This is a genomic window from Promicromonospora soli, assembly GCF_014653785.1.
In the GTDB taxonomy this organism is placed as follows: domain Bacteria; phylum Actinomycetota; class Actinomycetes; order Actinomycetales; family Cellulomonadaceae; genus Promicromonospora; species Promicromonospora soli.
On sequence record NZ_BNAS01000002.1, the window covers coordinates 93,805 to 106,834 of the forward strand.

Genomic DNA, 13,030 nt, shown 5'->3' on the forward strand with positions numbered 1-13,030 from the left:
GCGGGACGTGCCGCCCGCCCGCCGAGGCGGACGCCGAGGCAGTCGTCCGGCGAGGTGTTCACCCAGCGCATGCTGGATGGCTACCTCGCCGGACGACTACCTCGGCAGGCTCCCGCAGGTCGAGGCCCGGCTCGTCAGCCTCGGGTCCACTGCTGATTGGTCGCTCCGCTGCACGCGTAGGTGATCACCGCGGCCCCGTTGGCCGTCGAACCGCCGTTGACGTCCAGGCACTCGCCCGTCGCGCGCGACCGGATGGTCACGTAGCTGCCCGACGCGGCGACCACCGACCACTGCTGGTTGCTGCCAGTCCCGCAGCTCTGCTGGGTCACGGTCGTGGCGTTCTCCTGCACGCACAGCGCGCTGTGCCGGGCCACGAGGTTGTAGTAGCCACCGCCGGCGTTCCGGAACCAGAACCGCTGGTTCCCGCCGCCGTTGCAGTCCCACTGCTTGATCTGGGCTCCGGCGGCGTAGGACTGGCTGGTCACGTCGGCGCACCTGCCGGAGTGCCGCGCGGTGAGCGACTCGAACGGCCCGCCCTGCCCGGTGACGGTGCCCGCAGCCGCGTCGATCACGAGCTCCGGGTAGTAGCCGAACGACATCGACGTCGAGGTGGGGAACGTGATCGGCGCCCACACATAGCGGGAGCCGTTCACGTTGGTCCCGATGGAGTTGCCCCAGCGGTCGCCCATGTACAGGTAGGACGTGCCCGAGGTGCCCTGCACCGGTAGGACGAACGTGGTCTGCGAGCCGTAGCCGGTTGAGTCGCCGGCGTTCTGCATGGCCGACCAGCCCGACGCCAGGTTGCTGGTGGTCGCGTACTTCTGCTGGTTCGGGTTCCAGCCCGTGGCACCGGAGGTCAGCATGAAGTACGTGCTGCCCCGCTTGAACAGGGCGGGCGCCTCGCGGTGGCCGCCCGGCCACGGGTTGGCGACGAGCGACTGGATGTCGGTGTAGTCGCTGTTCAGACGGTAGATGTGCAGGTCGTGGTTCTCGTTCGCGGCCGAGTACATGTAGCCGGTGCCGTCGGTGTCGACGAACACGCCGATGTCTCGGGACATGTGCCCGAGCGGCCGGAAGCTGCGCTGGTAGGTGTAGTTGCCGTCCACCGTGTCGCTCACGGCCACCGCGGCGCGCGCCTCGGAGTAGTCGCTGCCGTTCTCCTTGTGCATCCACATCACGAACTTGCCCGTGGCCTGGTTGTACATGACCTTGGGCCGCTCGATGTTGGCCACCGCCAGCTCGGGGTGGCTGGCCTCGGTGAGCACGTGGTTGCGGAACTCCCAGTGCACCAGGTCTGTGGACCGGTAGGCCGACACGTACCGGAACGTGTTGTCAGCGTTCCGGTTCTCGCCGAACCAGTAGTAGTACGAACCCACCTTGACCACCCCGCCGCCGTGCGCGTGCAGGGGGTTGCCCGACGTATCGGTGAACTGGGTGCCGTTCACCACTGTCTCGGGCGAAGCTTGGGCGGAAACCGCGCCGGTGGCTGTCGCCAGGACGCAGGCAAGAGCAGCGAGGGCAGCAAAAAGTCGTCGCCTCACGGGACCACACTCCTTCTTCGCAGTGCAGGACTCGGTGCAGTACAGGTAGCTCTGTTCGGTGCAGGTAACGCGGGGCAGTGCAGACAGGAGCGGGGACCCCGGAGCCCGGGATCCCCGCTCTTGATGGGGATCGACTACGGCATCAGCCGTTGACCGTGAACCCCTGGTCCGTGCCGTACTTGACGTTCTCTTCCTGCCACGCCGCGAGGCCGTCCAGGAGGGACGACTTGTCGAGGTACGCCTGGCCGACCGTGTCCGCGTAGATGCTGTTCGCGTACGACTGCCACGGCAGGTACTGCCAGCCCTCGTTGACGTCGGCGCCGGCCGCGCCGAGCACCTCGTTGATCTTCTGACCGCCGAAGTACTCGGACTCGTAGCTGAGGAACTCCTCCGACTCGAGCTCCTTGACGGTGGCCGGGAAGCCGCCGGTCTCCATGAAGGCCTTGATCGACTCGTCGCTACCGTTGAGCCACTTCAGGAACCCTGCCGCGAGCAGCTTGTTCTCCGACGCCTCCGGGATGGACTCCGTGCTGCCGCCGTTCTCCGCGTTCGCTGGGGTGCCGTCGTACGTCGGCGTCGGAGCCACGCGCCACTTGCCCTTGCCGTCGGGAACGCCGTCCTCGAAGACGCCGGGCGCCCACGCGCCGAGCACCACCGACGCGATGGTGCCGTCGCCCAGGGCCTGGTACCACTCGTCGCTCCAGCCCGGGAGCTGGCAGAGCAGCTCGTCGTCGATGAGGGGCTGGTACATCTCGGCCCACTTCGTGCTGCCCTCGTCAGCCAGGTCGATCGTGACCGCCTCGCCGTCGGTCTGGAACGGGGTGCCGCCGGCCTGCCAGATCATGCTGGTGGTGAAGCCCGGGTCGCCCGAGTCGTTGCCGATGCACGTGTCGGGGTCGTGCTCCTTGATGGTGCGCGCCGCCTCGACGTACTCCTCCCAGGTCGTGGGCACCTCGACACCCGCGGCGTCGAACACCTCCGAGTTGTAGAAGAACGCCATCGGGCCGGAGTCCTGAGGCAGGCCCCAGATGCCGCCGTTCTGCGTCACCGCACCCCAGGTGGACGGGGTGTACAGGCTCTCGAGCTCGTCGAACCCGTACTCGGTGAGGTCGGTCAGCTGGCCCGGCAGCTGGAACTGCGGGACGGACTGGTACTCGATCTGCACCACGTCGGGCACGCCCTTGCCGGAGGCGAGGGTGTTCTGCAGCTTGGTGTTGGCGTCGCCGGCGCCCGTGGTGTCCACGAGCGTGACGTCCACGTTCGGGTACGCCTTCTCGAAAGCGGCGACCTGCGTCTCGGCCTGGGGGGTCCAGGTCCAGTAGGTGATGCTGCCGCCCTCCTGGAGCGCGGCCTCGATGTCCTCGGCGGTCGCGCCCTCGGCTGCGCCGCCACCGCCGCCTTCCCCGCCGCCGGAGCAGGCGGTGAGAGAGGCGGCCAGCAGTGTGGCCAGGGCCCCGATCGCAACACGTCGGTTTCGGGTGATGGTCATGGTCTTTCCTTCTTCCACGTCGTCGTAGTTCAGGTCTTCCGGCATTTCGGTTATGCCTTCACGCTGCCCGCGCTCAGGCCGGACTGCCAGTACCGCTGGAGCACCAGGAACGCGATCACGATCGGCACGACCGTCAGGAACGAACCGGTGATGACCAGGTTGAACACCGGCTGGGCCCCGATGCCGGATGCGTCCGCCAGCCACTGGTACAGGCCCAGCGTCAGGGGGTACAGATCCTGGTCGTTGAGCATGATCAGCGGTAGGAAGTAGTTGTTCCACGTGGCGACGATCGCGAACAGCGCCACGGTTACGATCCCCGGCGCCAGCAGGCGCAGCGAGATGGTGAAGAAGGTGCGCCACTCACCTGCGCCGTCGACCCGCGCCGCCTCCAGGAGCTCAGTGGGCACGGCCTCTGCCGAGAACACCCACATGAGGTACAGGCCGAACGGCGACACCAGCGACGGCAGGATGATCGCCCACATGGTGTTGGTCAGGCCCACCTGGCTGAACAGGAGGAACGTAGGAACGGCCAGCGCGGTGCCGGGCACCGCGATCGCCCCGAGGATGGAGGCGAACACCACGTTGCGGCCGCGGAACCGGTACTTGGCCAGCCCGTACCCGGCGGCGGTCGCGAGGATCGTGGCGCCACCGGCACCCACCACCACGTAGATCAGCGTGTTGGCGAACCACCGCAGGAAGATGCCGTCGTCGTGCGTGACGACTTGACCCAGGTTGTCGAACAGCGCGAACGGGCCGGAGAACCACAGGCCGAACGAGCTGAGCAGCTCTGGCTGCGTCTTGGTGATGCTGAAGAGCATCCAGGTCAGCGGCAGGACCGAGTAGACGATCAGTGCGCCCAGCAGGACGGTCAGCGTGACCGACTTGCGCGGCCGGAGATAGGAGTAGCCCGCCATCACGCGTCCTTCCGGGTCCCACGAAGCTGCACCACGTACGCGATGATCGCCGTCACGAGGCCCATCACGATCGCGACTGTGGCCGCATAGCTCACTTGGTTGCCCTCAAAGCTCAGGTTGTACGCGTAGATGTTGGGCGTGTAGAACGACGAGATCAGCGCCGGCTGGATCTCCTTGAGGATGTTCGGCTCGTTGAAGAGCTGGAAGCTACCCAGGATCGAGAAGATCGTCGCGATCACCAGGGCTCCTCGCACGGCGGGCAGCTTGATGGACCGCACGATGCGGAACTGGTTGGCGCCGTCGATGGACGCGGCCTCGTAGATCTCGACCGGCACCGTCTTGAGCGCCGAGTACAGGATCAGCATGTTGTAGCCCACGAACTCCCAGGTCACGATGTTGCCGATCGCCGTGAGGATCCACTGTTTCGTGTACGGGTCGACCAGCGGGAAGCCGACCAGGTCGTTGAGGCTCCCGGTGAGGCCCAGGCGGTCGTCGTACATGAAGCCCCACATCAGGACGGCGACGACGCCGGGCACGGCGTACGGCAGGAACAGCGCCACACGGAAGAACTCCTTGCCGTGCAGGCGGCCGCTGTCGATCGCTAGCGCGGCGATCAGCGACAGCCCCAGCATGATCGGGACCTGCACCAGCAGGAACAGCCCGACGCGGCCCGCTCCGTCCCACAGCTTGGGGTCGGTGAAGGCGGTCACGTAGTTGTCGAGCCCGGCGAAGGTCGTCCCGCCCATGAGCTGGTTGCGAAACAGGCTCAGGTACATCGAGTAGACCAGCGGGGTCACGATGAACAACGCGAACACCACGAGGAAGGGTGTCACGAAGCTCCAGCCTGCCGCGGAGACGCGGAGGCTCGGTGGACGTCGGCCTACCACGGGTACGCGGAGGCTCGGTGGGCGGCGGCCTGGCACGGGCGGCACCCCTTTCCCCGGACTACAGCGTCCGGAATTGCCTGGACGTCTTGTCCTTGAACACGTCGGACAGCGCTGCCCGGCGACGGAATGTGAACGTAAACATCCTCGTGCGCGGTGACTCTGCCACCGCCTCGCGGACGTGTCAACGCTCGCCACTTGACCGTTCTGTGACTGTTACTTGTGGACTGTCACTTATGCGGCGAGGTCGCGCTCCTTCGTACCACCAGCTCGGGCGCGATCAGCTCCGCCGCCGGGTTCCCGCCGGCGACCGCCGCCAGGAGCAGCGCCACGCTGCGCCGGCCCAGGTCGACGAAGGGCTGCCGGACGGTGGTCAGCGGCGGGATGAAGTGGCCGGAGCCGTCGACGTCGTCGAAGCCGACCACCGACACGTCGTCGGGCACCGAGACTCCGCACTCCCAGAAGGCGCGCAGGAGGCCGAGGGCCAGCTGGTCGTTGGCGGCGAAGACCGCGGTAGGACCGTCGCCGGCCTTGATTCGCTGCGCCAGGTCGAGGCCAACCATGTAGCCCCGGTCCGCGGTCCAGCCCGCCACCACCACCTCCGGGACGGGGAGGCCGTGCTCGGTGAGGACCGTGCGCCACGCGTCCTCACGCTCGACGGCGTCCAGCCAGTCCGGCGGGCCCGCGACGTGCAGGATCCGCCGGTGCCCCAGCTCGATCAGATGCTCGACGGCGAGCCGCGTACCCGCCCGCTGGTCGACGGCGAGCGGGATGGTCGGCACGTCGGGCTGGATCGCGCGCGCCGCGATCAGAACCACGGGTACGGGAGCCCGGAACGAGTCCACGGCGTCGGCGACGTCGGTGTGCGGCGCGATCACCACGATGCCCTCGACCGCCTGGTCCATGAAGTGCTCCAGGGCGTTGTGCAGGGTGGCGGCGTCGTACTGCCGCAGCGTGGCGACGCTGACGTACCAGCCCTGCTCGCGCGCGGCCTCCTCGACGGCGATCAGGGTGCTCGACGGGCCGAACAGCGGAGACCCGGTGGTCACCACGCCTACCGTCGTCGACCGCGCGGTGACCAGGGCGCGCGCTGCGCTGTTGCGCCGGTACCCGAGCTGGGCGATCGCCTCCAGCACCTTCTCCCGCGTCGCCGGCCGCACGCTCCGATGCCCGTTGAGAACGCGCGAGACAGTCTGGTGGGACACGCCGGCGAGCGCGGCTACGTCGGCCATGGCGGGCGGCCGAGTCACTGCGGGTCGAGAGATGGTCACGGAGGAATCATCCACCCAGCGCGGCGGCGCGGTCACGTGCAGCGGTCGCGGCGGTCAGGAACGCGGCCCGCACGCCGCCGTCGTCCAGGGCCCGCAGGGCGGCCGCCGTGGTGCCCCCGGGGGAGGTGACCTTCTCCCGCAGGAGGACCGGATGCTCCCCGGACTCGTCCATGAGACGGGACGCCCCGAGCAGGGTCTGGGCAGCGAGCCGGCGTGCGACATCGCGCGTCAGGCCGAGCAGCACGCCGGCCTCGGCGAGCGCGTCGGCGACGTAGAAGACGTAGGCAGGGCCGGATCCGGAGATCGCGGTGACGGCGTCGAGGTCCTTCTCCGCCGTGCGCACCACCGCGCCCGTGCCCGCGAACAGGTGCTCGACCGCCTCGAGGTGAGCCTGCGTCGCGGCAGCGCCCGGCGCGATCGCCGTGATACCGGCCCCGATCGAAGCGGGCGTGTTGGGAACGCTCCGCACGACGGCGACGCCGGCCGGCAGCCGCTGCTCGTAGAACGCCGCGGGGTGGCCGGCCGCGACGGTGACGACCACGGCAGCGGGGTCGATCGCGGGCGCGATCTCGTCGAGCAGGGCGCCGACGTCCTTCGGCTTGACCCCCACGAGGACGAGGCCCGCACCTCGGACCGCGGCCACGTTGTCGCTGGTGGTGGCCACCTGGTAGGTCTCCCGCAGGTGCTGGGCCTTGGCCTCGGTCCGCACGGTGGCCACGACGTCGGACGCCGCCCAGCCTGCCGAGAGGGCGCCCGCGAGCACCGCCTCGCCCATGTTCCCGGCCCCGAGTACTGCAAGTCGCTGGTTCACTAGCCCATTCTCCCCCGTGCCCTCATAGGGGGAACGCCGCGTAGAAGTCCTCCATCGCGTCGGCCGGGCCGGTCGCCCGCAAGACGGCGGTCCCGTTCTGCCACACGACGACGGCCTTCCCGCCCTTGGCCGGCACTATCGCGTACTGCCCGACCACCTTCTTGCCGACCTTGACGTCGCCCTCACGCTCCGCCTCGCCGGCGGCCGAGGTCCAGGCCGCTGCGGCTTCGCCCGCCTCGTCCTCCGTCGCCCACTGGCCCGCCACGAGAGCGACCTCGCCGGACCCGCCGTCGGTGTACTCCGCGTTCCAGGCCTCGAGCGCGCCCTGCCCCTTGGGCTCCTTCGCCTCGGCGAGCGAGCCGAGCGCGAACTGCAGCACCGCCGACGGGAGAGCCTTCTGGAAGGCGCTCTCGTCGCCGCTGCGGTCCACCGCCTTGACCGTTGGCGTCGGCACCGGGGCCGTGACGGTCACCGTGGGGACCGGCTGCGGCTGCGGCGGCGGCGCCTCGGAGCGCCAGAAACCGGGCCAGGCGAAGCCCCCGACGAGAAGCACGGCGAGCACGATCACGAGCGTGCCCACGATCACCACGAGCCGACGACGTCGGTACACGGCGGGCGACGGCTTCTTCGCCGCAACCGACGCCGTTGCGCCGCTGCGCGGCGAGCTCGCGCGCTGGTCGGTCATGTTCCTGGCTCCCCCGTGCTCTGTCCACCGGGTACGCCACGGCGGCTCAAGCGGCACCTTATGTCCCGCCACCGACATTCGGGCGCAGGCACGCCCGGCGGGGCGGCCTTGCCGGTCCGCGTTGCCGGGTCCGCGTTGCCGGGTCTGCGTTGCCGGGTCCGCGTTGCCGGGTCCGCGTCTCGTGTCAGTGGTGCCACGTACGGTGGCGCCCGTGACCTCATCGACCTCCAAGCGGGCCCGGCCCGCGTACCGCTGTACCGAGTGCGGCTGGACCACCGTCAAGTGGGTCGGCCGCTGCGGCGAGTGCCAGGCGTGGGGCACCGTGACCGAGGACGGACCGGTGCAGTCCGGCCCACGCACGGCCGCCGTATCCCCTGCGCGCGAGCCGGCCCGGCCCATCGCCGACATCGACGTGGAGTCGGCGCGCGCCAACCCGACCGGTATCGGCGAGTTCGACCGGGTGCTCGGCGGCGGACTGGTCCCCGGGGCCGTGATCCTGCTCGCGGGCGAGCCGGGTGTGGGCAAGTCGACCCTGCTGCTCGCGGTCGCGAGCAACGTGGCCGACGGCGCGCTGGGCCCCGACGGGTTCGAGTCGCCCCGCACCGTGCTGTACGTGACCGGTGAGGAGTCCGCCGGGCAGGTGCGGCTGCGGGCCGAGCGGATAGGGGCGCTGTCGCCGACGCTGCTGCTCGCCGCGGAGACCGACCTGGGGACCGTGCTCGGCCACCTCGAGGTGAACCAGCCGGACATGCTCATCGTGGACTCGGTGCAGACCATCGCGTCCGGCCAGGTGGACGGCGCGCCGGGCGGCGTCTCGCAGGTGCGGGAGGTCGCCGCGGCGCTGATCGCGGTGGCCAAGGAGCGGCAGATCCCCACGATTCTCGTGGGGCACGTCACCAAGGACGGCTCGGTCGCCGGCCCCCGCACGCTCGAGCACCTGGTCGACGTGGTCTGCCAGTTCGAGGGCGACCGGCACTCCCGCCTCCGCATGATCCGCGCGGTGAAGAACCGGTACGGACCCACTGACGAGGTGGGCTGCTTCGACCTGTCGGAGGACGGCATCGTCGGGCTGCCCGACCCGTCGGGCCTGTTCCTGTCGCACGCCGGCTCAGGAGTCGCCGGGTCGTGCATCACGGTGACGCTGGAGGGGCGGCGTCCGCTCGCCGTCGAGGTGCAGGGCCTCGTGGCGCCGAGCCCGCTGACCAACCCGCGCCGCGCGACCAGCGGCGTCGACTCCAGCCGGCTCGCGATGATCCTTGCGGTGCTGCAGCGGCACGGCGGGCTACGCCTGGCCGACCAGGACGTCTACGCCTCGACCGTGGGCGGCGCCCGGATCACCGAACCGGCGTCGGACCTTGCGGCCGCGCTCGCCCTCGTGTCCGCCCGCACGGGCAGGCCGCTGCCGGGGGCCACCGTCGCCATCGGCGAGGTGGGCCTGGCCGGAGACCTGCGCCCGGTCGCGGGCCTGGATCGCCGCCTCGGCGAGGCCGCGCGCCTGGGGTTCGCCCACGCAGTCGTGCCGCACGGGACAGGCGTCAAAGCGCCGGACGGGCTCCTGCTGGTCGAGGCGGCCCACATCCGCGACGCCGTGGAATGGGCCCAGTCCGCAGGCCATGGAGCCAACGGCGACACGGACGGCAGGTGACCGGTTCGTGAAACGAACTGCTTATAACCCGGTGCGCAGCGTAGGATTTCTTCGTGGCCACGACCTCCTCGCATCCTGACGAGCTGCTCCGTGAGACCCTGGCCGCCGTGGCGCCCGGGACCGAACTCCGCGACGGGCTCGAACGCATCCTGCGTGGCCGTACCGGCGCGCTCATCGTGCTCGGCCTCGATCCGACCGTGGAACAGATCTGCTCCGGCGGTTTCTCCCTCGACGTCGACTTCTCGGCCACACGCTTGCGCGAGCTGTCCAAGATGGACGGCGCAGTGGTGCTCGACCGGCTCGCCACGCGCATCCGGAAGGCCGCCGTGCAGCTGCTGCCCGACCCGACCATCGAGACCACCGAGTCGGGCACGCGCCACCGCACGGCCGAGCGCGTCGCCAAGCAGACCGGGTTCCCGATCATCTCGGTGAGCCAGTCGATGCGGATCGTCGCCCTCTACGTGGGCGGCCAGCGGCACGTGCTGGAGGACTCGGACACGATCCTCGGCCGCGCCAACCAGGCGCTCGCGACGCTCGAGCGCTACCGTGCCCGCCTCGACGAGGTGTCGGGCACGCTGTCCGCGCTGGAGATCGAGGACCTGGTCACGGTGCGGGACGTGTGCTCAGTGGTGCAGCGCCTCGAGATGGTCGGCCGCATCTCCGACGAGATCGCGGGCTACGTGATCGAGCTCGGTGTGGACGGCCGCCTGCTGGCGCTGCAGCTCGACGAGCTGATCGGCGACGTCGGCGCGGACCGCGAGTTCGTGATCCGCGACTACGTGCTGAACCGCAAGGACCGCACGCTCGCCGACGTGCAGGCCGAGCTGTCGGCTCTCACGTCGCAGCAGCTGCTCGACATGAGCCAGATCGGCCGGATCCTCGACCTGCCCGGCGGCGGGGACGCGCTCGACGCCGCCGTCGCGCCGCACGGCTACCGGCTCCTGTCCAAGGTGCCGCGGCTGCCGAACAGCACCATCGAGCAGCTCGTGGGGCACTTCAGCAGCCTGCAGAAGCTCCTCGCCGCGAGCGTGGACGACCTCATGTCGGTCGACGGCGTCGGCGAGCAGCGCGCCCGGACGATCCGCGAGGGCCTGTCCCGGCTGGCGGAGTCGAGCATCCTCGAGCGGTACGTCTGAGACGCACCTGAACCGAGGAGGCTAGGGCGCCGGACGCCGAGCCGGTTGCACTGCGGCCGTCGGATCCGCGACCAACGCGGCGTTCGACGACTGGTGCTCCGCACGAGCGCTCTCGCCTCGGGGCTTCTCGCTCGCGCCTGTGCTCGGGGCCGCACCCGGACCGTCGCTCGGGTCGGGCGAAGGGCTCGCGGACGGACTCCCGGACGGGCTTCCCGAAGGCGACGGTGACGGCGACCTCGTCGGCTCCGGCACCGTGTACGTCAGCCGGACCACGTCGCTGGACGCCCCGTCGACGTCGGCAAGCGTTACCTGTGCGGAGTACTCGCCCGCGGCCGGCTTGGGCTGGCCGGGCTCGCAGCCGGGCACCGACCGGGAGTCGGACCACCTGGCACTCGTGACGTCGACATCGCCGGGCCCCAGGAGCAGCAGCCGCTCCTCGTCCGGGTCGGCACAGTCCGCGGACGACCAGGCCCGCTCCGCCGTCGGCTCGCCCACCTCGCCCTGGTACAGGGTCACGGCCAGGCTGCGCCTGGGGGCGTCGACCAGGCACTGCACCGGGCCTTCGTTCCGTACAGAGACCGTGAACCGGACCGGCACGCCCGGTGTGACCGCCGTGCGGTCGGCGGCGAGCCCGATGTCGAGATCCTCGGGCGCGCACGGCGCTGCGGCGGCGTTCGGGTCCACCGGGTCCGGTGGACTCACCTTGTCCGACACGATCGGCGGGTCCGCAGCGGGCCACGTCACCGCCACTCCTATGCCGCCGAGCCCCAGCACGACCAGCACCGCGATCGACCGGCCCAGCCGTCGCGGGCGCCCGGCGGGAGCGCGCTTCGCGACTCGACCCGGGGGCCGTCCGGCCCGCTCCGGCGCACTGATCACCTGCTCGACCCCTTCACTGAAAGCTGCCGCCCGAACCAGGCGCGATAAGTCCCGCGTGACGTGCGGTGACGCCAGCGGCACCAAAGTACGACGCCGCACCGGGCCGGTGCGGCAGCCGCGCCGCCGAATCGGTCACATGCCCTGCTTCACTTCACACCGCGCCGGCCTCGGTGGGGCACGGCGGTGCGGCAGGATGAGTTCCCGTGACAGCACGGGAGGCGACTCGACGCACCGAGGTGCGCTCCGGCGTCGTGCAGTGGTTCGACGGCGCCGCGCGCGACCTGCCCTGGCGCGCGCCGGACCGCACGCCGTGGGGCGTTCTCGTCAGCGAGGTCATGCTGCAGCAGACCCCGGTGGTGCGGGTCGAGCCCGCCTGGCGTGCGTGGCTGGAGCAGTGGCCCACACCCGCCGACCTGGCGCGGGCCCCGACCGCCGACGTGTTGCGCGCGTGGGGCCGCCTCGGCTACCCGCGCCGCGCGCTGCGCCTGCAGGAGTGCGCCAGGGCGATCGTCGAACTGCACGACGGCGTGGTGCCGCGCACCGAGCCAGAGCTGCGCGATCTGCCCGGCATCGGCGAGTACACGGCCGCGGCCGTGCTGGCGTTCGCGTACGGGAAGCGGTCGGTCGTGGTCGATACGAACGTGCGCCGGGTGCTGGCCCGGGCGGTCGGCGGGGCGGCGCTGCCGGCGCCGTCGTACACGGCCGCCGAGCGCGCGCTGGCGACGGCTCTCGCCCCGGACGGCGACGTCGAGGCCGCCCGCTGGGCTGCGGCCTCGATGGAGCTGGGCGCGCTGGTCTGCACGGCGAAGGCACCGAAGTGCGGCGCGTGCCCCGTGGCCGGGCTGTGCGCGTGGCGCAGGGCCGGCTCACCCCCGGACGCCCACGCCGCCCGACGCCGGACCCAGGCCTGGGCGGGCACCGACCGGCAGGCCCGCGGACGGGTCATGGCGGAGCTCCGGCATGCCGCCGAGCCGGTGGACCGTGCCCTGCTGGTGAGCCTGTGGCACGACCCGCAGCAGCTCGACCGCGCGATAGCCGGCCTGGTCGAGGACGGCCTGGCCGAACAGGACGAGGCGAACCGCCTCCACCTGCCGAGGTAGTGGTCAGAGCTCCAGCAGCATCCGCGAGTTGCCCAGGGTGTTGGGCTTCACCCGTGCCAGGTCGAGGAACTCGGCCACACCCTCGTCGTAGGAGCGCAGCAGCTCGGTGTACACCTCAGGGGTCACGGGCGTGCCGTCGATCTCCCGGAACCCGTGCGCGGCGAAGAAGTCCACCTCGAAGGTGAGGCAGAACACGCGGCGCAGCCCCAGCGTCCGCGCCCGCTCGACCAGCGCCTCGAGCAGCGCGTGCCCCACCCTGCGGCCGCGCCAGTCGCGGTGCACGGCGAGCGTGCGCACCTCGGCGAGGTCGTCCCACATCACGTGGAGCGCCCCGCAGCCGACGGCGGTCCCGCCGGCCGAGCCCGCGGGATCGGCGGGATCGATGGCGACCAGGAACTCCTGGACCGCCTCGTAGTACCCGACCATCTCGTACGGCCGGAGGATGCGCTCCTGGCTGAGCGGCTCGACCAGGTCACGAATGGTGCGCACGTCGGCGGGGAGCGCGGGTCGGATCACGGGCGCGACCGGCGCCTCGGATGTCGTCACGGCGACACACTACGGCCGGGTGCCGATGCCGCGCCCCCGGCGCACATCAGATGGGCACGTCAGACGGGCACATCAGGCGATCGCACGCGGCGAAACTGATGGCGAGTCAAGAACGTGAGGCGGGGAACC

12 protein-coding genes are annotated in these 13,030 nt (G+C 70.9%); 3 read left to right on the top strand and 9 right to left on the bottom strand.

Annotated features, from left to right (window positions below; all coding sequences use genetic code 11):
• Positions 1 to 134: 134 nt before the first annotated feature.
• The 7 genes from IE250_RS06245 to IE250_RS06275 all read right to left on the bottom strand — a co-directional run bounded on the left by IE250_RS06245 (position 135) and on the right by IE250_RS06275 (position 7,595).
• Positions 135 to 1,541: an RICIN domain-containing protein gene (locus IE250_RS06245; RefSeq protein ID WP_189668449.1), complete on the bottom strand. Its 1,407-nt coding sequence runs from the start codon at positions 1,539 to 1,541 to the stop codon at positions 135 to 137.
• A 142-nt stretch (positions 1,542 to 1,683) separates the two neighbouring features.
• Positions 1,684 to 3,030, bottom strand: a complete 1,347-nt coding sequence (locus IE250_RS06250) for an ABC transporter substrate-binding protein (RefSeq protein ID WP_189668450.1) — start codon at positions 3,028 to 3,030, stop codon at positions 1,684 to 1,686.
• Between the two features lie 50 nt (positions 3,031 to 3,080).
• Positions 3,081 to 3,944, bottom strand: coding sequence for a carbohydrate ABC transporter permease (locus IE250_RS06255; RefSeq protein ID WP_189668451.1), 864 nt, complete (start codon positions 3,942 to 3,944; stop codon positions 3,081 to 3,083).
• Entirely contained in the window at positions 3,944 to 4,777 is an 834-nt protein-coding gene (locus IE250_RS06260; protein ID WP_373301605.1) for a carbohydrate ABC transporter permease, read from the bottom strand. The genes IE250_RS06255 and IE250_RS06260 overlap by 1 nt, the downstream gene beginning before the upstream one ends.
• Before the next feature lie 281 nt (positions 4,778 to 5,058).
• Positions 5,059 to 6,060: a LacI family DNA-binding transcriptional regulator gene (locus IE250_RS06265; RefSeq protein ID WP_189669109.1), complete on the bottom strand. Its 1,002-nt coding sequence runs from the start codon at positions 6,058 to 6,060 to the stop codon at positions 5,059 to 5,061.
• 46 nt (positions 6,061 to 6,106) lie between these two features.
• The gene (proC, locus tag IE250_RS06270) at positions 6,107 to 6,910 is read right to left on the bottom strand and encodes a pyrroline-5-carboxylate reductase (protein WP_189668453.1); all 804 of its coding nucleotides are present in this window, start codon (positions 6,908 to 6,910) and stop codon (positions 6,107 to 6,109) included.
• A 22-nt stretch (positions 6,911 to 6,932) separates the two neighbouring features.
• A complete protein-coding gene (locus tag IE250_RS06275) occupies positions 6,933 to 7,595 on the bottom strand; it encodes a hypothetical protein (protein ID WP_189668454.1) in 663 nt (220 codons plus the stop codon).
• Between the two features lie 211 nt (positions 7,596 to 7,806).
• Here IE250_RS06275 and radA point away from each other — a divergent pair, with 211 nt between their 5' ends.
• Both radA and disA read left to right on the top strand, forming a co-directional pair.
• Positions 7,807 to 9,240, top strand: a complete 1,434-nt coding sequence (gene radA, locus IE250_RS06280; RefSeq protein WP_189668455.1) for a DNA repair protein RadA — start codon at positions 7,807 to 7,809, stop codon at positions 9,238 to 9,240.
• Positions 9,241 to 9,293: 53 nt separating this feature from the next.
• Positions 9,294 to 10,376, top strand: a complete 1,083-nt coding sequence (gene disA, locus IE250_RS06285) for a DNA integrity scanning diadenylate cyclase DisA (protein WP_189668456.1) — start codon at positions 9,294 to 9,296, stop codon at positions 10,374 to 10,376.
• Between the two features lie 21 nt (positions 10,377 to 10,397).
• Here the strand turns inward: disA and IE250_RS06290 are convergent, their stop codons facing one another.
• On the bottom strand, positions 10,398 to 11,255 hold the full coding sequence (locus IE250_RS06290) for a hypothetical protein (RefSeq protein WP_189668457.1): 858 nt from the start codon (positions 11,253 to 11,255) through the stop codon (positions 10,398 to 10,400).
• Between the two features lie 203 nt (positions 11,256 to 11,458).
• Here IE250_RS06290 and IE250_RS06295 point away from each other — a divergent pair, with 203 nt between their 5' ends.
• Positions 11,459 to 12,355 (top strand): iron-sulfur binding domain-containing protein, encoded by an 897-nt coding sequence (locus tag IE250_RS06295; protein WP_308434111.1) that lies wholly within the window; start codon positions 11,459 to 11,461, stop codon positions 12,353 to 12,355.
• 3 nt (positions 12,356 to 12,358) lie between these two features.
• On the opposite strand, the gene IE250_RS06300 is transcribed toward IE250_RS06295, so the two are convergent.
• Complete coding sequence (locus IE250_RS06300; protein ID WP_229872204.1) at positions 12,359 to 12,901, bottom strand: amino-acid N-acetyltransferase; 543 nt, start codon at positions 12,899 to 12,901, stop codon at positions 12,359 to 12,361.
• Positions 12,902 to 13,030: the final 129 nt, after the last annotated feature.